This is a genomic window from Acaryochloris marina S15, assembly GCF_018336915.1.
In the GTDB taxonomy this organism is placed as follows: domain Bacteria; phylum Cyanobacteriota; class Cyanobacteriia; order Thermosynechococcales; family Thermosynechococcaceae; genus Acaryochloris; species Acaryochloris marina_A.
The window spans coordinates 5,684,652-5,702,450 of record NZ_CP064923.1; the positions used below are offsets into that span (position 1 = coordinate 5,684,652).

The following is a 17,799-nucleotide window of genomic DNA, read 5'->3' on the forward strand; positions in this document are numbered from 1 at the left end:
GTCCCACCGACCCTTATATTGACTTGCCAACACCCTCATCCCATCGGGTACAGAACGGGTAAGCGTAAGCTGGCGGGCCAAATTCTATAGAGAATTCAAAATTGATCACCTGCCAGCGGGAGTCAGCATCGATGGCGGGGCTAAATTCTAAGGGCAGTCCATAGAGCCGGGGTTTGGCATAGTAAATCTGTCGCCACCAGTCAGATTGGGATTCTAAATGGGGCTGGACTAGCGCTTCATATCGGTGAGCAAGGGTAAGTCTAATCGCTCGAAAACCCTGGTAATGCAAGTGATCAAGCGCTTGGCTAACTTCTATCTTTAGTCCTTCCGGGTCGCGATGTTGCTGATACCAGTTGCCCTGCCAGTGATGCCAACATCGCTCCGAAGCGGGGTGGACGAGACCGCCCGTTACGGGATCAGCTTCAAAGACCCCATGACGAGGGCAAAGATACGCCTCGGTTAGCACAAGGGCTGGACTCTGTTGGCAACAAATCGGACAGCGAATATTGATACCAAAAATGGGCCAATCTAACACAGAGAGGGTCACGCTCAGTCATGCCCCCCTTCGTCGTTTTCATTCCCTAAACCAACAGACCAAACTAAAACTTCACCCTGTTGACCACCTGCAGCTAGACACTTTCCAGTGGAGTGCCAAGCCAAACACGAAAATCCGTCCTTCGCGCCATTGAGCATCTGAGCAGCTTCAATAGCTGCCTGCCACAAAATGACCCAACCATCTTCAGATAGAGAGGCGAGCAAACCCGTTTGGTGCTGAAACGCAATATCTAAAACGTTTGCAGTGTGACTCTCTAATATCCAACTTTGCCAGTCTGCGTTGGGTAATAGCGTCGACATCGCCACATATTCACGGGTTGCAGCCGCTAATATGGGGGAGCGCTCCGAATCGGGTACATCGGCCCAGGCAAGTTGGCGAATCTTACCAGGAAACCCTTGGATGAGGGTTGGCAAGTCATCTTCTGCGGTGGGAGCCTGATTGACAAGAGATACTTTTGCCCACGTTAGAATACTGACGCTTTGGTCTTGGTTTGCTGTTGCCAGATAAGCCCCGCCCGGCGACCAGGATAGAGACATTGCTGGAGCGATCAGTTCCCATTGATAGAGGGATTGATGCCACTGGGGGATCTGCCAGATGTGGATTAGGGTATTGGCTGCCACCGCAAGATGTTGCCCATCGGGTGACCAGCCAAGATCTTGAACTTGGGCATCAAGTTCAAGAGAGGTCAGCATTTCGGCCCTATCAGCATCCCAGATTTGCACCTTCTTCCCTCGATTGAAGGCGAGTAAGTTGCGGTGGGGATGCCACTGGAGCCGGTCAATCCAGGCAGAGTCGCCCGTTAGGGTCTTTGGGGCTGGAGCTTTCTCTGTCGCCATGAGCCAGAGGTGGATTTGCCCTGCTTGACCACCGGCTGCTAACCACTGGCCATCAGCGGAGAAGGCAATGCTATCGATGGATGAACCAATGGCATCTTGAAGCAATAGATCACTATCGTTGTGCAGCAAAAGAACCTCGCCTGCCCCCGAAGTCACGGCCAGGGTATTGCCAACGGACGACCAGGAGATCGCAGTAATGTAATCCGATAGGTGATGATGGCGACTCAGTTCTGCCAGGGGCTTAAGAAGGGGCATCGAAGATGGCTAAGTAGTGAGGGTGAATGGGTGGACGGCGGTAACTGCATAAAACATTCCATCATCAGTGACGACAACTTCTAAAGTGATGCTCGGCAGGCTTTGTTTTGGAGCCAGAATGATGACGTAAGACGCAGCTCTTCCTAGACCAGGACAGCGTATCTTCTCTCTCAAATTCCCCGATTAATCGCGTAACCGTAACTCGGCTGGAACCAATCACCTCAGCAATATCTTGATGGGTGAGGGGAAGCGGAATAAAGCATTCGTCTCCAGACTGCTGGCCAAATCGGTCAGCTAACCAGTTGAGAAACGTACTAAAGCGCGTTTGCACTGAACCATGATGCATGGTGAGCAAGGCTTGACTTTGTTGCATGTGACACCACATCGCTTCCTCCAGAGCCTTGTAGTCATCGATCTGTAGTCGATGGACTCGAACAGTACTCAAGCATTCAGATTGGTAAGGTTCAATGCCAGCGAACAGATGCCCAATAATATCTCCCGCTCCCCAGAGTCCCAGGGTGGTAATATCACCCTCTTCATGAAGGGTAATGCTGCGAACCATACCCGTCTCAATTTTCCAGAGAAGGTTTTGGTTTTGAATCATGGGCAAACATTCCCGCCGCTTAAACGTCCGAACGACAGGGCTAGTCTCTTGTTGATGAGTCGTGGCGTATGTGGGTGTAATCAGTGAGGACATGAGCATGATGCATAAAGACCTAGATTTAAGGCTGTGCTGAAGAAACAACTCGGAGCTGAGGACACCAGATTTGCTCAGCTAACAATGCGCTATTTCGGGGGTATCAATCTCTAGATAGGTGTCTGGATCGGCGCTCAATATTAGACAATCGACCGGAAACAGAGCTTTCTCAATGTCATTTCCAGAATGATTAGTTCAGACGAGGGATCTGCGCAGAGCAAGTTAACTTGACATATCTGCATAAAATAATCTCCTGTGGGATGCAAGGTAGAGGGTCAACCCATTGAGTCATGAAACATAGTTCGGATGCGGTTACAGGCTAGGGTAGGGAATCCTTGCTAGAATCCCTTTTTGTAGCGACTTTGGACGACGCTGACGGGGAACGATGCCATCTGAACTGGAATAATATTGGCGGGCCAATTGAAAAACTGCGGCGGCACTATCTAGGGGCAATTGGTCACCAAACATTAGTGTGTTTTTCCCTGCCGCTGCTAAGGCAATGGTGCAGGGACGATTGCAGGCGCTAAAACAGTCCACCGCTTCGATCTTGAACTCAGGAGGGAGGGGCGATTGCTCCTGAAGCCGCGATAAATGGCTAAGTAGGTGATGGCCACCGCGTTGACCCCTGTAATCCCGTTGGGTCGGCGAGAAGGCACAGGACCGACAGACGAATAGAGCATGTTGAGTCATGATGGGCGATGCCATACCAAAACGTCATGAGTAATCGTTAGTGAGATGAGCTACCCAGAATAGATTGAACGGCTTGCATAAGACAATAGTAAGAATGATAATCATTATCATTGCTTTGTGCAACCTGACATTCTGGCTTTCGTAACTTGATGGCAAAAGGATTGGTCTCTAAGTTTGAAAGCGAAGCGGGTACCCAGCTTGTCTCCTCATTGAAGATGCAAGAGTTTGAGATTTGCGATGGTCTCCGACCGGCCTTCGGCCATCGCGCTTAGCTTGGCTCTTCTACTGAGAAACGCACTAAGAAGGCATAGGCCTTTGCAAGAGCCACTCCATCACCCGTTGCTTATGGGAGTCAATGCTGAAGACTCGCACTGCGTTACCTTGATATTCCGTCATTCTGCGATTGAGACTGTTCAGAACTTGCTGTGGGTTTGTCCCCTCAAGGGGTGGACAGCTTTGCCAAGCCCCCACTTTGAAATGTCTGGCATCGGCCTGTTCAATGCCAATTTGATTCCCCAACCGAAGTTGCCCCAGAATCTGTTCCAGCACTTCAGCGCTCAGCTGTTCTTGAAGCTTTTCATTCTGAGGTCGAGCTATCTCAGAGCGATGGCCATTGTTCAACGGTGCAGCACAGGCAATATCGTCTGCACAGCGATAGCCCGCCAGTAAAGCTCGATTGATCTCCACCACATGATGAGAAAAACGATGATCAGTTGTCTTGGCATCCGGTAGTCGGTCGGCCTCGCTTTGGTGGGTAATCACAACCCCTGATCCAACATATTTTCCAGGTGGAATTTCCACATCCTGGATAAGCGCATGCATCATCACAATACAGCGGTGCCCTACCTTGGAATTAAACACCGTTGATCGAAAGCCGATGAAACAATCATCGCCAATATAAGCAGGCCCGTGAATCAAAGCCATATGGGTAATGCAGGTATGTTCACCAATCCAGACCGAGTAAGACTCACCATCATCTCCGGTGACTCGGCCTCGTTCTAAGCCATGTATGACCACACCATCCTGAATATTAGTATTTGCACCAATGTAAAAGGGCATACCCTCATCTGCTCGAATGGACGTGCCAGGTGCGATTAAGACTTGGTGTCCCAGACGAACATCTCCGATCAAGCTCGTTGAGGAATGCACATAGGCCGACTCACTAATTTGAGGTTGATCCAGCCCTTGATCCCAAGGGGTCGGAGGTGAAGGTTGCTGACGTAGAGGCATCTTTAATACTCCATTGGTTTAAAGTCGACTGGGCCCATCAAAGCTGCGTCGGATTGGGGGCATCCCCATAGACCCGTTGGGGGTCAAAGGTTTTGGCCGCTTCTGTAAAGGTCAAGGCAATGGGAGAGGGGCCGTCCACTGCTTCCGTCCCCAAAGGAATTTGACGATAAAAACAAGACCGATACCCTACATGGCAACTAGCTCCAGACCCCGCAACGGTCACCCGCATCCACAGGCAGTCTTGATCATCATCAATCAGCAATTGTTGAACGTATTGAATCAAGCCACTGGTGGCACCTTTGTGCCAGAGGGTCTGACGGCTGCGGCTGTAGTAATGGGCCTCTCCAGTTTCAATTGTTTTCATCAAAGCTGTCTGATTCATATAGGCATGCATGAGCAGTTCACCTGTTTGGGCATCAGTGGTCACCACAGGCATTAAACCGTCTTGATCAAACTTGGGGGAAAGCAGCGATCCTTCTTCGACTGCTTCGACAGAGGTACGCTGAGCGAATGAGAGAGTCATGGTAAACCTCAGAGACAACGATGGGTAAAACAGCTACTAGCTATTCCTAGATGTTTTGTTCGGGCATACCCGAAGAGTGGTGATCGACAATCAGCCAGCGATCGCCAATTTTGCGATAGACAAAGGTAAATCTCGCCATCAGCTCTGAAGGTCGCCCCTCTTTGACCACTGCAAAGGCATAGAGGCCAGAATTAACAGCCAGATCACAAAAAACCTGGATATTTTGCTCGACGATACGACCATCCGGCTTCAGGGCCAGGAAGCCTTGGAAGTAATCTTCAATTTCAGCAGGGGTATGTCGAACTCGGTTGGAAACCGTGGGCACCAGAATGGCATCAGGGGCATAGGTTTTGACGACTTCACTGGGTTGACCTGTTTGCAGGGATTGATCCCATTGCTCAAACAAATCGGCAATCTCTGCGGGGGCCACGGTTGGGCAGCGAGTTTCAGCGAGAACGGGTGTACAAACAAAACTCAATAGTAAGCAGCAGCCCAAAAGCATTCCAATCACGTTCTTGATTCTGAGAAACGTTCTCTGCTGGGGCTGAGCTGAGCTGCAGGGCTGAGCGGGTTGATAGGCAGCGTTCATCATTTTTCCTAATCTAAATTTGTTGTTTGGCATCAATGGCGGTCTGCATTTTGTCGCACAGTTCTGGGAGCTTCAATAGCTCCTGCTCTTCTGAATGCCGAGTGCGAATAGTGAGGGTCTGGGTTTCAACTTCTTTTTTTCCCACCACAGCAACCACCGGAATTTTGTCTAGGGCTGACTGACGAATTTGTTTTCCTAAACGCTCTCCCGTCTGATCGACTTCAGCCCGGAAGCCCCTTTGCTGAAGCTGCTCTAAAACCTCAAGGGCATAGGGTCGCTGGGCATCACTGACGACGAGTAGCCGCATCTGCACGGGTGCTAGCCACAGGGGGAAATCCCCCGCATAATTCTCGATCAAAATGCCGAAGAATCGCTCCAAAGACCCAAAAATGGCCCGATGAATCATAATCGGGCGCTGCCGCGATCCATCTGCGGCGACATATTCCATCTTGAAGCGCTCAGGCAAATTAAAGTCCACCTGAATCGTGGAGCATTGCCACAGCCGTCCAATGGCATCCCGTATCTTCAGATCAATCTTGGGTCCATAAAAGGCACCCCCGCCTTCATCCGTGAGGTAATCCCAACCTTTACGTTCTAGGGCTGTGCGCAAGGCCTGGGTAGCCAAATCCCAAATATCATCGCTGCCCACTGATTTACCAGGCCGGGTTGAGAGATTAACCTCATACTCTCGAAAGCCAAAGTCCGACAAAATCGTCTCGGTTAAGTTCAGAACCGCCAAAATCTCGTCGGCTACCTGATCTGGTAGACAAAAAATATGGGCATCGTCTTGGGTAAAGCCCCGAACCCGCATCAGTCCATGTAGAGTCCCGGAGCGTTCGTACCGATAGACCGTCCCTAACTCCGCCCACCGCAGGGGAAACTCTCGATAGGAGTGGAGATCGTGCTGATAGGTGAGGACATGAAAGGGACAATTCATGGGCTTGATCTGATAGGCCTGGTTCTCCACATCCATTTGATCAAACATGCTGTCCCGATAAAATTCGAAATGACCCGAGGTTTTCCACAGATCCAGATTGGCCATATGGGGGGTATAGAGCAACTCATACCCCCCCTGGATGTGCGCTTGTCGCCAGTACGCTTCAATGACCTGGCGAATTCGAGCCCCCCGTGGATGCCAAAAGACCAGTCCTCCCCCTGCGTTGTCTTCAATACTAAAAAGCTTGAGGGTCTTGCCCAAAAGACGGTGGTCCCGACGCTGGGCTTCTTCTTTTTGGTGCAGGTACACTTTTAACTGCTTCGGTGTTTCCCAGGCGGTTCCATAGATCCGCTGCAGTTGCGCCTGGGCTTCATCGCCACGCCAGTAGGCTCCGGCGACGCTTTCGAGCCTAAAAGCCTTAGGATTTAGCTCCCCCGTACTGTTGAGATGGGGACCTGAGCACAGATCCCACCAAAATTCATTGGGGGCCACTGGCAACGGCTCAATCAGTGAGGCTTCCGCTTCGGGATGTTGAGTTCGTCCCGTGTCTGGACTGCCAATAAAATAACGGGTAATGGTTTCCCCCGCAGGAATCTGGGCCAATATTTCTAACTTATAGGGTTCTTGTAACTGTTCCAGTTCAGCCTGCATCTGATCGCGATCCACTTGTTCGCAGATGATGGGCAACTTGGCTTTGATAATCCGCCGCATCTGAGTGGATATGGCATCTAAATCGTCTGGTGTAAATGCCTGAGCACGGTCAAAGTCATAGTAGAAACCTGTCTCAGTCGTGGGACCAATCGTCACCTTTGTTTCAGGAAACAGATGCTGCACCGCCATGGCCATCACATGGGCACAGGTGTGGCGGAGTCGCTGCAATTGTTCGGCGGAATTGGGCGCTGATAGCGTAGAAGAAGCAGTAGACATAGAGGCTTGCAGAGAAGGGCGAAGGGTTGCTTAAGCATATGATAATGATTATCATTATATTTGTTAAGACCTAGTTTGCTTTTGGATTGAAGCCGACTGGATCTCGAAGTGACCCTTATCCCTTTCCGCGTTAGGAGTTTCTATGACCTTGCCTTCCATAACGACCTTCAATCCTGAAGAGATCGTCACTGAATCTCAGTCCATTGTCTCGGAGGCCGAAATGCAGGCTGCCGTCCGTACGTTGTTGCTGGGTATGGGTGAAGATCCCGATCGAGAAGGACTCCGAGATACCCCTAAGCGAGTGGTTAAATCCTTAAAATTTCTGTCTTCGGGTTATCAGCAGTCCCTAGATGAATTGCTGAATGGGGCTGTCTTCTCCGAAGACCTGGATGAAATGGTCTTGGTGCGCGATATTGACCTCTTTAGTTCCTGCGAACATCATATCTTGCCCATTATTGGCAAAGCCCATGTGGCTTATATTCCCAACGGCAAAGTGATTGGCCTATCGAAAATTGCCCGCATCTGTGAGATGTATGCTCGGCGACTCCAGGTACAAGAACGATTAACGGCACAAATTGCCGATGCGTTGCAGGGCCTACTGAAGCCCCAAGGAGTCGCTGTGGTCGTAGAGGCAAGCCATATGTGCATGGTCATGCGAGGGGTACAAAAACCTGGCTCTTGGACCTCGACAAGCTCCATGCGAGGCGTGTTTTCCAGTGATGCCCGCACCCGCCAAGAGTTTTTTAACCTGATCGCCCACTCACCTGCAATTCGGTAGTTACGGCTTAGGCCATCAGCACCATGCTTCCCATCCCTGGACTATTTGAATATCGCCTGCCCGTTACCCTGATAACGGGCTTTTTGGGGAGTGGTAAAACCACTCTGCTGAACCATCTCATGCGCAATCTGGGGGATCGACGAGCGGCCGTTTTTGTCAATGAATTCGGAGCGATTGACATTGATAGCCAAATTCTAGTGACCGTGGATGAAGATCTAGTGGCTTTGTCTAACGGCTGTATCTGTTGCCAAATTAGGGATGATTTTCTCATGGCCTTCCGACGGGTCTTGGCTTATAACCAAATGCAAACGTCCGCCGGGAAAAAGGGGCTAGATGCCATTTTCTTGGAAACATCCGGGGTGGCCGATCCCTATCCGCTGATGCTCACTTTTAGAGCCACCGAACTCTTTAGCCTGACCCGTTTAGATGCGATCCTAACCGTTGTGGATGCTGAGGCCTTTACTGCTGAACATTTCCAAAGTCAGGCTGCTCTTGCCCAAATTCAACATGGCGACATTATCCTGCTGAATAAAACCGATCTAGTCGATCAAGAACAGCTCAGGTCCGTAGAAACTGAGATTCAGCGCCTGAAGCCCCAGGCCAAGATGCTACCCATGACCTATGGCCAAGTTCCTCTGTCTAGCGTTTTGGATGTGGATCTCTATTCTGAGGAAATGGCAGCCGGCCCACCCTCAGAAACCCAGCATCTCAAGGATGATGGGTTTGTAGCGGTACCCTTTGAAAGTGATCGCCCCTTTAACTTGAGAAAATTCCAGCAATTTCTGGACTATCAGCTACCCTCAGAAGTCTTTCGGGCCAAGGGGGTTCTCTGGTTTGACGAAAGTCCCCGCAGACATCTGTTTCAACTGAGTGGTAAACGGAGCCAACTGCAGGATGAGTCGTGGTTGGACTCCCCTAAGAACCAACTGGTGTGCATTGGCCGCAACTTGGATTCAGAACAATTACAACATCAGCTCCATCAGTGTCTTGCCCCATGAGTAGTCCTGCTGTTATTGCCGTCGCTGGCCCCTGTGGCAGTGGTAAAACCACCTGGATCAACCAGTCTTTAAAAGATGCAACGGCTCCACTCTCATATTTCTATTCGGGACTAGGCAGGAACCCCGTTGACCTGATGCGGATTGGTTATTGTTTCCCCTCGGTACAGGTCATGTCTGATCTCCCGGCTCCCCAGGTGTTCTCCTCTCTACCAGATGGAGCAATTATCTATGTGGAGCTAGACTTTCCTGAACTCTTAAAACCTCTTCTGCCGAAGGTGCGTTTCTGTCATCAAGTGGCTGTAATTCCGCCTCATCTGCAAGATTCTGCCTGGCATCAATGGGCAGATCAGATTATTCCGGGGAACGATATTGCCATTCCAGATGCGGCCAAGCCACCTGAGCGATGGCACGCCCCTTTGCAAGGTCAAGTCTTTGATCCTGCCAGCTTAGAAGTGGTGCTGACGGAACTGATGGAAGGCGCCTATGGTGATATCCATCGAGTAAAGGGCATCTTTGAGATGCCCGATGGCCAAGCCCTTTACATTGATTTTGTGGCAGGGCTGGAGGGGGTTGAATATACCGAACTCAGTATTCCCCGTTGGCTAGAGGGACGCCCCGATCGCTGGAGTGGCATGGAAGTGATGGGCAACAACCTCCAGCCAGAAATCATCTCCCAAACCCTATTGGATGGATGCCTAACCGATGAAGTCATTGCCTATTATCAGCAGCAATACCAAGCCTTAAGCCCCGTTTAAAAGGTTAGTTCAGTATGAAACTTGCGGTGATTTCCTGTATTCATGGCAATTATGAGGCCCTGAATGCCGTGCTCTCTGATATTGATCGCCATAAAACCGACCAGATTTACTGTTTGGGTGATCTGGTGGGTTACGGTCCCCATCCCAATGCCGTAGTCGAGATGATTCGTTCCCTCGATATTCCCACCTGTCAGGGCTGCTGGGATGAAGACATTGTCGAAGGTCTCAATGCCTGTGAATGTAGCTATCCTTCTCTGTTAGCAGAGAAACGGGGCAGGCAGGCCCATGAATGGACAAATCAAGTCATCCATCCAGAGGTGAGAGACTATCTGGCCCGTTTACCCATGACCCTACAGACTGAGAATCTGGCCTTTGTCCACGGTAGCCCCAACAGTCAGCATGAATATCTACTGCCCAGCATGGATGGATTTGCCGCCCTAGAGCGGGTGGTCTCCACCGGAGCCGATGTCTTATTCTGTGGCCATACCCATGTTCCCTATGTACGGGAGTTAGAAGATGGCAACCTCTCCGTGCGTGTTCACCAACCTGGACAAGACGACCAGCAGCACCAGTTCACAACGTCCCTGAAGCGAATTATCAATGCCGGATCCGTGGGAGAACCCCGCCACGGACGTCCCCATGCAACCTACGTTCTCTATGACACGGATACGGCCCAGGTGACGCTCCAGGAGGTGCCCTATGACTACGAGAAGACTTGTACAGCCATTATTGATAAGGGTTTGCCGCCCATTTTTGCCTGGCGCTTGGCCCGAGGAATGGAGTTTGCAGAGCGAGCCGATGATCCCAGTCATGTGTGTCAGCGGTAGCTGGCTCCAATTCAGGAGGTAAAGAATGGAACAGTGGGCTATTTTAAGCGGGATAGAAGGTAATCTTAGTGCCTATGAGGCCGTACTGGCAGATATCCGCCGACAGCGCTTTCCAGTGTCGGATTTGTATGTCTTAGGCGATTGTGTTGGCCTCAAGGGAGACAACAAGGCCGTGATCCGGCGGCTACAGTCTCCGGGGGCTGGAGAATTAGAGCCCCAAATTTGTATTGGCTGGTGGGAGGAGCAGTGCTTTAATTTATACGGGTTGGGCGGCTTGCCCGATGCGCCTGAACTGATCGAACAAGAGGGGGCTGATGCTGTTCAGCATCTTTGGGAATCGGTGTCCCGGGAATCAGTTCAGTGGATGCGAACGCTCCACTTTGGGTTTCACGAATTGGATTGCCTGCTGATTCACGGTAGTACAGCAGGTTATGCGGATGAACTCACACCGGACACGCCCGCGATGCAACTGTGCGATCGCATAATTCAAGCCGATGCCAATCATCTCTTCTGCGGTCGCTCAGGACTCGCTTTTGAATGTTGGATTGAACCCAAGGATCTACGCTCCACGGTCATAACCCTAGAGGGCACCCAGACTACACCGATGCAAAGTCATACGCCCCGGCGCGTCATCGGTGTCGGCAATGTTGGACGTACATGGGGACAGGCCACCTATACCCTTTACAATCCCGCCAACAATCAAATCACCTTTAAGACCGTGAAATACACCAAGGCCAAAGGCTTTGCCTTGCAGCACTCATAAGAGCGTTATGGAAAATCGATTCATGTGCGATCGCTTATTGCTTTGAACGCTTACAGATAAGCACTTAGCTAAAATTAATTACATAATCATCGCCATAGGTTTTCAAAACTCTTTCCACATATTCGACCAAAGATGACCACCCCCAGTAGGCACTCATTTCAATCCACTGATATTTCATGAATTGCCACAGACGCTCAATCAAATTTAGATGGGGAGAATAGCTTGGTAACTCAAACAAGGTAATTCCCCGTTCGGCCCACTCTGCCTTCATCTCATAGATTGCTTGGCTCGTATGGATAGGGGCTTGATCCATCACAATGACGGTGGGCAACTCCACGTCAGTAAAGAAGGTATCAATGCAATGACTGACAACCTCACTGGTGATGGTCTGTTCTGATGTATAAGCATGTAGCCCTTGTCGTCGACTCAAAAACCCCAGAACATTCAAGCGTTTACTTGAACGAGTCGGTATTTCCAGATAAGTCCCTATGGGTTGCCATCCGTAGGGAATACAGGGGACTAACGAAAAACCACTCTCATCCATAAAGAATAGGTGGATGTCTCCCTTCTCTTCTTGTTTCTTGAGATGTTCTAACTGCTGTTTTTTTCGAGGTAGTCGGCATATAAAGGCTGGCCTGATGTCCCTTGGCGAAAGCGATGCCAGCTCATATCCATCTGCTTCAAGACGCGTTTAACGGTGGCCTTTGACACGCGCACTGACCACTGCTGTTCAATCTGAGCTAGCACCCGATTGAGTTGGATGGGAGATGCCTGAGTCCACTCATAAATCTGCTGTTGTTGGTCGGGATTAAACATCGGTTTTCGACCTCGGCCTGGGCGATTATAGAGTCCTGCAAAACCACGGTTATTCCAAGCCTTAAGCCAGTTGTACACGGTTTTAGGACTCACACTAAAAAGGGAGGCTAAGGTGTAGGGACTCACACCCTGGGCAGACAAAATGAGGCAATGGGCGCGTTGTCTGACCTGATGATGGCGACTACAGCGATAAATCCGATGCAATAAGCGTAAGCTTTCGGTGGAGATAGGACGGACAATTGACATCAAATCAATGGATGTAAAAAAGAGGACTCAGGTAGTTTACAACCTGGAAATTCTATGTAATTAATTTTGTCCATCTGCTTAATTTAGAGGGCTCTCCGGTAATTAGCGTGGTGACACCCTACATATAGTGTTTATTCCTTAGTCATCCCTATGGAATGATCTGAGGAGGTACTTCAGAACGAGAGTGTCATGGATAACTCAATTCGCATTCCCCTCAACCTTCCCGATGTTCAAGTTCTAGAGCTATCGAAGACGGAACGAGGGGATTGGCTGATCAAAATTGAGAGTACTCTGCAAGGAACAACCTGCCACAAATGTGGACATGAGATTACTGACCTTCACTGCCATGATCAGGCTCTTCGAATTCGTCACTTGCCATTGTTCGAAGTACCAGTGTATTTAGAAATTCGGCCCAAGCGCTATCGATGCGGGTATTGCGATGACCATCCCACAACAACTCAACGCTTAGAATGGCATGAACCTCGTAGTCCCAATACCAAAGCTTATGAGCATTGGCTTCTGCGTATCCTGATCAACTCAACGGTCTCAGATGTTGCTAGGAAACTAGGCGTTAGTGAGGATGTCGTCAGTGGCACCATTGATCGCTGGATTGCCTGTCAAGTTGACTGGAGCGAATATTTAGACCTCCAAGTCATCGGGATTGATGAGATTTCTCTGAAAAGAGGCCACCGTGATTTTGTAGTTTTGATCACGATTCCTACCACAGGCGGAGTAGACATATTGGCAGTTCTGGCCGACCGCAAACAACAGACCGTTGCAAATTTTCTTCAATCGATTCCCCTTCATTTACGCCAAACCATTGAGCGGGTTTGTACTGATATGTATCAAGGATTTGTCAGTGCAGTCCGTGAACAACTCCCTCAAACAAAAATTGTCATTGACCGCTTTCATGTGGCCAAAGCCTATCGTAATGGTGCCGATACAGTTCGTAAACGGGAGGTCAAACGTCTACGCCAAGAACTCCCTAAGCAAGACTATGACAGTATCAAAGGTGCGATGTGGGCCTTTCGAAAACGGCCTGAGAATCTCCAGGAGTCAGAACAACAGTTGCTTGAGCGAGTGTTTGCTTATTCTCCTGAGATGAAGCAGGCCTACAAACTCCGAGAGGAATTGACACAGATATTTGAGGGTAGGTACACCAAAAACGGAGCTAAATGTGCCATCCGGGCTTGGTGTAAACGAGTCCTCAAAAGTGACATCAAGGATTTTGAGAGTTTCCTGACCACTGTCAACAATTGGATGGATGAGATGACCAACTATTTTCTGGAGGGATGGACCAGTGGCTTTGTCGAAGGATTTAACAACCGAGTTAAGGTCCTAAAAAGACGATGCTACGGTATTTTCGATATTGAAAGGCTCTTCCAAAGAATTTCGCTTGACCTCAATGGGTATCAGACTTTTGCCTTGACCTAAACACTATATCTAGCGGCTATCACGCTAATTCCCAGAGAGCCATTTAGAGATTACTGGGGGTAGTAGCAGTCGATTCTTCACGGCTAGACCTTTCATCATCACCGCTTTGGCACATCAGATTGTTCTCTGCCGGATTGTATAGTGGCCGACTGGCATCGGCTTGTTCCCTTCGCAGGCGTTCAGTTAGCCCAGCGATTGTACCGCCGGATTCCTCAAGCAGTTGCCTGCGTACAGCATGTAACTCATCAAGAATGGGGTTCTTCATCATCAGAGTCTCCAAGAAATTCGGCTGGGGTACAAATCAGCTACCCTTGCTCCTCTAGAAGGCGATAGACACGCGGCAACTCATGGGCATTCGCAATGTGTTTGCAATTTTGGGTGAGCAAGTAGTTTACTCCCGCTATTGCAGCAGCAGCAACATGCACAGCATCAGCCCCTGCGCTCTGAGGCATCAAGTGTTTAGCAAGTATTAGATTCGCCAGAGAATCCACTTCTGGATCAAGGGCTACAAGAGGAATGCCATCAAGTAACTTTAGCCTTTCTGCAGCGGCATTGGGATCACCCGCCGATGCTTCGGTAATGACAAGTTGCGACGTAACGAGATGGAATTTTGAGGACTCGGTTGCCCACCACTGGCGAGCTTGATGCTGCAAAGCTGCCGCAGCGATGTCTAGACTCGGCCAAGCAGTCGCATGACTGACGATTGACGTCTCAACGTAAACGGTGTCCATAACACCATCTTATCGAATGCCGAGTTGCGACAACCGAACGACCCAGATAACGGTTACAATCACCGGCGCGAGCACGAACTGCAAAAAAAGTAAGTAGTAGTGTTTGCCAAGCGTCCGTGTGCATTTTGAGGTTAGACATTGACAACAACAGTACTGTGCTCTTGCAGCACAACTTAATCAACAAATAAATTATCGATCCGTACATGTATGTTTCCATCGATAGGATAGTTGATATAGGGGTTTGCCAAGCAGAATATAGCTTCGTTTACAGCACCTTCGAACCCAAGCTCATAGCCAATATCGTCACGCCCCTCAATCCTGTTTGCCCAATCTCGAACTTGTTCAGCCGTCAAGCGTTTTTCCCGAAATGCAGCAAGAACAGTGCATATGTGAGCTTTTGTTATAGTGACCAACTCTTTGTCACAATCCCAAGGATATTCCTTTAGCTCACTTAGTACTGAAGGATCAGGTAGTGGATTGTCAACAATTTCAGCTAATAGCGATTCACGACTTCTCATTATCAGCTCAGAGTTTGGAATCTAGGAAGTCTAACTACAATTATACGGATAGCGACTGATAACTCCGATTTTGAGGGTATTATCTGCCAACTACCGTATAAATCCGAGATAGGGACATTATCAAGTCAGCACTGAATAACTCCGACTCTAGGGGTATTATCCAGTAGTTTGCTGTAACTAGGAAGCTCTGTTCAGAGATCCTAAGAACGACAAGCCCTATTCCATAAGGCTTTTAGGTTTTCTATATCCATGTCCGATTGCCTAAATGCTTTGCTTAGATCCGTGCCGCTTTTCGACTCAAGCACTATCGTTCTAAGAGCGAAAAGTCTTACTTTCACGACATTAAAGACTTTTGCGATATCACGGTATGCGTCCACCCGATAAAAATAGTTAGATGTCTTGGAGACATGGATTCGAGAGCAGAAATGGAGGGCACAGGTTTTGCGACTGAGCATATCCCGAGGTTGGAGGAGTTGACTTTGAAAACCTCTGAAGGCCCTCACCCCCAAATATTAAATACGACCTTTTGCGATGGTCTCCGACCGACCTTCGGCCATCGCAAACCCACCAACTCCCCCCCATTTATTACAGATATAAATCTCTCGATGCTTCGTAAGTGATAAAATGTGTATTAAATAGTATAAATATACACAAAACCGCAATGCGCACTAACATTGTGATTGATGACCAACTCATGGCAGACGCCCTCAAAGCCACTGGACTCAAAACCAAGAAAGAAGCTGTTGAGCTTGGACTTAAGTTACTGGTTAAACGCAACCAACAACGGGACATTCGTAACCTCCGAGGCCAACTCAACTGGGAAGGCGACCTAGATGAGATGAGGAGCAACGATTGACCCTCATTGATACCAGCGTTTGGATTGATTATTTCAATGGCAACGATATGGACGAGACCAACCAGTTAGACACCCTGCTCTATGACGGGGAAGCCACCATGGGCGACCTCATCTTTCTGGAGATACTGCAGGGTTTTCGCTCCGACCAACAGTATGAGACCGTCAGGCGAAAACTGGCCAAGCTGGAACGATACGAACTATTTGGAGATGCGATGGTGCTGCCTTGTGCCCAGAACTACCGCACCCTCAGAAAACTTGGCATCACCATTAGAAAGACGCCTGATGTCATCATCGCCACCTACTGCATCGAGAATTCAGTCCCCCTTCTCTTTTCAGATCGGGACTTCCGCCCGTTCGTTCAGCATTTAGGGCTTATCGACGCTGGAACCACAGAAACATAACGTCCGCGATAGCCGAGTCGCAGCAGAAAATGTTCAAGTCGTCGGTCTCATGATTCTTACTCTGGTCTGATGCATCGAAGGTTAGGAATCGCTCTCTCACAGACTACTCACGCTGCATAAAGTGTCAATACAATGTCACCGCTTGATGTAGTCAATGATAATGATTATCATTCTAATTATGTTCCTTCACTCCCTATGCACCTATTTCAACGGTGACGCCAGAGCCAACTCACTCACCTCAGCCGGAGTTCACTCATGATTCAATCCCCCACTCAACAAGCCGTACCTCAAACCGAGCTAAAACTCCCCAAATGGGGGTTGCCCGTGACGATCATTACGGGCTTCCTCGGCAGTGGGAAGACCACATTGCTCAATCATATTCTCAATGATTGCCAGGATCTCAAAGTCGCAGTGTTGGTCAATGAGTTTGGCGATATCGATATTGATAGCCAGCTCTTAGTGTCTGTTGAGGAAGATATGGTGCAGCTCAGCAATGGCTGTATCTGCTGCACGATCAACGACGATTTGGTGGAAGCGGTCTACAGCATTTTAGAGCGGAATGAGAAGGTGGATCACTTGGTGATCGAAACAACGGGGGTGGCCGATCCATTGCCAATCGCACTAACCTTTGCGATGCCGCCCCTGCGGAATTTAACCCAACTGGATTCCATCGTCACCCTAGTGGATGCAGAAGCCTTCTCTCCCCAGCATTTTGAGAGTGAAGCCGCCCTCAACCAGGTGTCTTATGCCGACATTATTCTGCTCAATAAAACGGACTTAGCTGGCCCTCAACAGGTAGATGCCTTGGAAGCATGGGTTCGAGAACAGAAATGGGGTGCACGGATTTTGCGATCGCAAAACAGCAACATCCCCCTCCCCTTGATTTTAGATACAAATCTCTTTCAGCCAGAGCGCTATACCGCAGAAGCCAAAGCAATGGCTAAGACAACCCCTGATCACCCTGACCCTCACTGCCACAATCCTCACCATCACTCCAACCATCTCGTCAATGATGGGTTTGTATCAGTGGCGTTTGAGAGTGATCGTCCGTTTGATTTGGACAAATTTCAAGATTGGCTCGCCGATGATCTTTCAGAAAACGTCTTCCGAGCCAAGGGATTCCTATGGTTTGGTACAGTTGCACCACGCTATATCTTCCAGCTCAGCGGCAAACGCTACACCTTAGACACGGACCAGTGGCCTGCAGCACCCAAGACACAGCTCGTCCTGATTGGTCGCGAGTTAGATGCCCCAAAACTACAGCACCAGCTTCGAGGCTGTTTAACGTCCTAGCCGATCTCGTTCACATCTATAGCCCAAGGAGAGCTTAGGCTCAAAACAACTGCAGCCAAAGAGGCCAGACAGTTGAGCATCGTCAGAACCCAAGAACGACCCAGCTCTCAGTGCCAAAATAGCCTCACCAAAGAAAAATATTT

Annotated in this window: 23 protein-coding genes; 11 read left to right on the top strand and 12 right to left on the bottom strand. The window is 49.4% G+C overall.

Annotated elements, in window-relative coordinates:
* Positions 1-13: 13 nt before the first annotated feature.
* The 4 genes from I1H34_RS25990 to I1H34_RS26005 all read right to left on the bottom strand — a co-directional run bounded on the left by I1H34_RS25990 (position 14) and on the right by I1H34_RS26005 (position 3,049).
* Entirely contained in the window at positions 14-547 is a 534-nt protein-coding gene (locus I1H34_RS25990) for a TIGR02652 family protein (protein WP_212663726.1), read from the bottom strand.
* A gap of 2 nt (positions 548-549) precedes the next feature.
* Complete coding sequence (locus I1H34_RS25995) at positions 550-1,647, bottom strand: WD40 repeat domain-containing protein (RefSeq protein WP_212663727.1); 1,098 nt, start codon at positions 1,645-1,647, stop codon at positions 550-552.
* A 64-nt stretch (positions 1,648-1,711) separates the two neighbouring features.
* Positions 1,712-2,344, bottom strand: coding sequence for a Crp/Fnr family transcriptional regulator (locus I1H34_RS26000; RefSeq protein ID WP_249369657.1), 633 nt, complete (start codon positions 2,342-2,344; stop codon positions 1,712-1,714).
* 312 nt (positions 2,345-2,656) lie between these two features.
* Positions 2,657-3,049, bottom strand: a complete 393-nt coding sequence (locus I1H34_RS26005; RefSeq protein WP_212663729.1) for a DUF1636 domain-containing protein — start codon at positions 3,047-3,049, stop codon at positions 2,657-2,659.
* A gap of 134 nt (positions 3,050-3,183) precedes the next feature.
* Between I1H34_RS26005 and I1H34_RS32825 the strand changes: the two genes are divergently transcribed.
* On the top strand, positions 3,184-3,306 hold the full coding sequence (locus I1H34_RS32825) for a hypothetical protein (RefSeq protein WP_255801425.1): 123 nt from the start codon (positions 3,184-3,186) through the stop codon (positions 3,304-3,306).
* A 25-nt stretch (positions 3,307-3,331) separates the two neighbouring features.
* On the opposite strand, the gene I1H34_RS26010 is transcribed toward I1H34_RS32825, so the two are convergent.
* Genes I1H34_RS26010 through thrS form a run of 4 tightly spaced genes read right to left on the bottom strand, consistent with a single transcriptional unit; the run spans position 3,332 to position 7,240 of the window.
* Positions 3,332-4,264 (bottom strand): ribulose bisphosphate carboxylase small subunit, encoded by a 933-nt coding sequence (locus I1H34_RS26010; RefSeq protein ID WP_212663730.1) that lies wholly within the window; start codon positions 4,262-4,264, stop codon positions 3,332-3,334.
* 37 nt (positions 4,265-4,301) lie between these two features.
* The gene (hisI, locus tag I1H34_RS26015; protein ID WP_212663731.1) at positions 4,302-4,787 is read right to left on the bottom strand and encodes a phosphoribosyl-AMP cyclohydrolase; all 486 of its coding nucleotides are present in this window, start codon (positions 4,785-4,787) and stop codon (positions 4,302-4,304) included.
* Positions 4,788-4,833: 46 nt separating this feature from the next.
* Positions 4,834-5,379, bottom strand: coding sequence for an SgcJ/EcaC family oxidoreductase (locus I1H34_RS26020; protein WP_249369659.1), 546 nt, complete (start codon positions 5,377-5,379; stop codon positions 4,834-4,836).
* A 10-nt stretch (positions 5,380-5,389) separates the two neighbouring features.
* Positions 5,390-7,240 (bottom strand): threonine--tRNA ligase, encoded by a 1,851-nt coding sequence (gene thrS / locus I1H34_RS26025; RefSeq protein WP_212663732.1) that lies wholly within the window; start codon positions 7,238-7,240, stop codon positions 5,390-5,392.
* A gap of 142 nt (positions 7,241-7,382) precedes the next feature.
* Between thrS and folE the strand changes: the two genes are divergently transcribed.
* The 5 genes from folE to I1H34_RS26050 are packed head-to-tail and all read left to right on the top strand — an operon-like array spanning position 7,383 to position 11,361.
* Positions 7,383-8,018, top strand: a complete 636-nt coding sequence (gene folE, locus I1H34_RS26030; RefSeq protein WP_212663733.1) for a GTP cyclohydrolase I FolE — start codon at positions 7,383-7,385, stop codon at positions 8,016-8,018.
* A 23-nt stretch (positions 8,019-8,041) separates the two neighbouring features.
* Positions 8,042-9,016, top strand: a complete 975-nt coding sequence (locus I1H34_RS26035; protein WP_212663734.1) for a CobW family GTP-binding protein — start codon at positions 8,042-8,044, stop codon at positions 9,014-9,016.
* Positions 9,013-9,771 carry a GTP-binding protein gene (locus I1H34_RS26040; RefSeq protein WP_212663735.1) on the top strand — a complete coding sequence of 253 codons (759 nt, stop codon included), beginning with the start codon at positions 9,013-9,015 and terminating at the stop codon, positions 9,769-9,771. Before I1H34_RS26035 ends, I1H34_RS26040 begins: the two co-directional genes overlap by 4 nt.
* A gap of 14 nt (positions 9,772-9,785) precedes the next feature.
* The gene (locus I1H34_RS26045; RefSeq protein WP_212663736.1) at positions 9,786-10,598 is read left to right on the top strand and encodes a metallophosphoesterase family protein; all 813 of its coding nucleotides are present in this window, start codon (positions 9,786-9,788) and stop codon (positions 10,596-10,598) included.
* A gap of 25 nt (positions 10,599-10,623) precedes the next feature.
* The gene (locus I1H34_RS26050) at positions 10,624-11,361 is read left to right on the top strand and encodes a metallophosphoesterase family protein (protein WP_212663737.1); all 738 of its coding nucleotides are present in this window, start codon (positions 10,624-10,626) and stop codon (positions 11,359-11,361) included.
* Positions 11,362-11,425: 64 nt separating this feature from the next.
* Here the strand turns inward: I1H34_RS26050 and I1H34_RS26055 are convergent.
* Positions 11,426-12,423, bottom strand: a protein-coding gene (locus I1H34_RS26055; RefSeq protein ID WP_212661653.1) for an IS630 family transposase whose coding sequence is annotated in 2 segments (ribosomal slippage) — positions 11,426-11,970 and positions 11,970-12,423 — 999 coding nt in all. Because the reading frame shifts where the segments join, the coding sequence is not laid out codon by codon here.
* A gap of 189 nt (positions 12,424-12,612) precedes the next feature.
* On the opposite strand from I1H34_RS26055, the gene I1H34_RS26060 reads away from it, so the two are divergent.
* Positions 12,613-13,857 (top strand): ISL3 family transposase, encoded by a 1,245-nt coding sequence (locus I1H34_RS26060; RefSeq protein WP_212663738.1) that lies wholly within the window; start codon positions 12,613-12,615, stop codon positions 13,855-13,857.
* 43 nt (positions 13,858-13,900) lie between these two features.
* Here the strand turns inward: I1H34_RS26060 and I1H34_RS26065 are convergent, their stop codons facing one another.
* From I1H34_RS26065 to I1H34_RS26075, 3 genes are all read right to left on the bottom strand, one after another.
* Positions 13,901-14,125, bottom strand: a complete 225-nt coding sequence (locus tag I1H34_RS26065) for a hypothetical protein (RefSeq protein ID WP_212663739.1) — start codon at positions 14,123-14,125, stop codon at positions 13,901-13,903.
* A gap of 37 nt (positions 14,126-14,162) precedes the next feature.
* A complete protein-coding gene (locus I1H34_RS26070) occupies positions 14,163-14,588 on the bottom strand; it encodes a PIN domain-containing protein (RefSeq protein WP_212663740.1) in 426 nt (141 codons plus the stop codon).
* A gap of 173 nt (positions 14,589-14,761) precedes the next feature.
* Positions 14,762-15,106 (bottom strand): hypothetical protein, encoded by a 345-nt coding sequence (locus I1H34_RS26075; RefSeq protein ID WP_212663741.1) that lies wholly within the window; start codon positions 15,104-15,106, stop codon positions 14,762-14,764.
* A gap of 479 nt (positions 15,107-15,585) precedes the next feature.
* On the opposite strand from I1H34_RS26075, the gene I1H34_RS26080 reads away from it, so the two are divergent.
* The 4 genes from I1H34_RS26080 to I1H34_RS26095 all read left to right on the top strand — a co-directional run bounded on the left by I1H34_RS26080 (position 15,586) and on the right by I1H34_RS26095 (position 17,656).
* The gene (locus I1H34_RS26080) at positions 15,586-15,726 is read left to right on the top strand and encodes a hypothetical protein (protein WP_212663742.1); all 141 of its coding nucleotides are present in this window, start codon (positions 15,586-15,588) and stop codon (positions 15,724-15,726) included.
* 41 nt (positions 15,727-15,767) lie between these two features.
* Positions 15,768-15,962, top strand: a complete 195-nt coding sequence (locus I1H34_RS26085) for a type II toxin-antitoxin system VapB family antitoxin (RefSeq protein WP_212663743.1) — start codon at positions 15,768-15,770, stop codon at positions 15,960-15,962.
* On the top strand, positions 15,959-16,363 hold the full coding sequence (gene vapC / locus I1H34_RS26090; RefSeq protein WP_212663744.1) for a type II toxin-antitoxin system VapC family toxin: 405 nt from the start codon (positions 15,959-15,961) through the stop codon (positions 16,361-16,363). The genes I1H34_RS26085 and vapC overlap by 4 nt, the downstream gene beginning before the upstream one ends.
* A gap of 255 nt (positions 16,364-16,618) precedes the next feature.
* Complete coding sequence (locus tag I1H34_RS26095; RefSeq protein WP_212663745.1) at positions 16,619-17,656, top strand: CobW family GTP-binding protein; 1,038 nt, start codon at positions 16,619-16,621, stop codon at positions 17,654-17,656.
* Positions 17,657-17,799 lie beyond the last annotated feature (143 nt).

Bases quoted from the DNA above. Each gene is read 5' to 3' on its own strand.
- I1H34_RS25995 (WP_212663727.1), bottom strand. From the start codon at position 1,647: ATGCCCCTTCTTAAGCCCCTGGCAGAACTGAGTCGCCATCATCACCTA.
- I1H34_RS26000 (WP_249369657.1), bottom strand. From the start codon at position 2,344: ATGTCCTCACTGATTACACCCACATACGCCACGACTCATCAACAAGAG.
- I1H34_RS26005 (WP_212663729.1), bottom strand. From the start codon at position 3,049: ATGGCATCGCCCATCATGACTCAACATGCTCTATTCGTCTGTCGGTCC.
- I1H34_RS32825 (WP_255801425.1), top strand. From the start codon at position 3,184: ATGGCAAAAGGATTGGTCTCTAAGTTTGAAAGCGAAGCGGGTACCCAG.
- I1H34_RS26010 (WP_212663730.1), bottom strand. From the start codon at position 4,264: ATGCCTCTACGTCAGCAACCTTCACCTCCGACCCCTTGGGATCAAGGG.
- hisI (WP_212663731.1), bottom strand. From the start codon at position 4,787: ATGACTCTCTCATTCGCTCAGCGTACCTCTGTCGAAGCAGTCGAAGAA.
- I1H34_RS26020 (WP_249369659.1), bottom strand. From the start codon at position 5,379: ATGATGAACGCTGCCTATCAACCCGCTCAGCCCTGCAGCTCAGCTCAG.
- thrS (WP_212663732.1), bottom strand. From the start codon at position 7,240: ATGTCTACTGCTTCTTCTACGCTATCAGCGCCCAATTCCGCCGAACAA.
- folE (WP_212663733.1), top strand. From the start codon at position 7,383: ATGACCTTGCCTTCCATAACGACCTTCAATCCTGAAGAGATCGTCACT.
- I1H34_RS26035 (WP_212663734.1), top strand. From the start codon at position 8,042: ATGCTTCCCATCCCTGGACTATTTGAATATCGCCTGCCCGTTACCCTG.
- I1H34_RS26040 (WP_212663735.1), top strand. From the start codon at position 9,013: ATGAGTAGTCCTGCTGTTATTGCCGTCGCTGGCCCCTGTGGCAGTGGT.
- I1H34_RS26045 (WP_212663736.1), top strand. From the start codon at position 9,786: ATGAAACTTGCGGTGATTTCCTGTATTCATGGCAATTATGAGGCCCTG.
- I1H34_RS26050 (WP_212663737.1), top strand. From the start codon at position 10,624: ATGGAACAGTGGGCTATTTTAAGCGGGATAGAAGGTAATCTTAGTGCC.
- I1H34_RS26060 (WP_212663738.1), top strand. From the start codon at position 12,613: ATGGATAACTCAATTCGCATTCCCCTCAACCTTCCCGATGTTCAAGTT.
- I1H34_RS26065 (WP_212663739.1), bottom strand. From the start codon at position 14,125: ATGATGAAGAACCCCATTCTTGATGAGTTACATGCTGTACGCAGGCAA.
- I1H34_RS26070 (WP_212663740.1), bottom strand. From the start codon at position 14,588: ATGGACACCGTTTACGTTGAGACGTCAATCGTCAGTCATGCGACTGCT.
- I1H34_RS26075 (WP_212663741.1), bottom strand. From the start codon at position 15,106: ATGAGAAGTCGTGAATCGCTATTAGCTGAAATTGTTGACAATCCACTA.
- I1H34_RS26085 (WP_212663743.1), top strand. From the start codon at position 15,768: ATGCGCACTAACATTGTGATTGATGACCAACTCATGGCAGACGCCCTC.
- I1H34_RS26095 (WP_212663745.1), top strand. From the start codon at position 16,619: ATGATTCAATCCCCCACTCAACAAGCCGTACCTCAAACCGAGCTAAAA.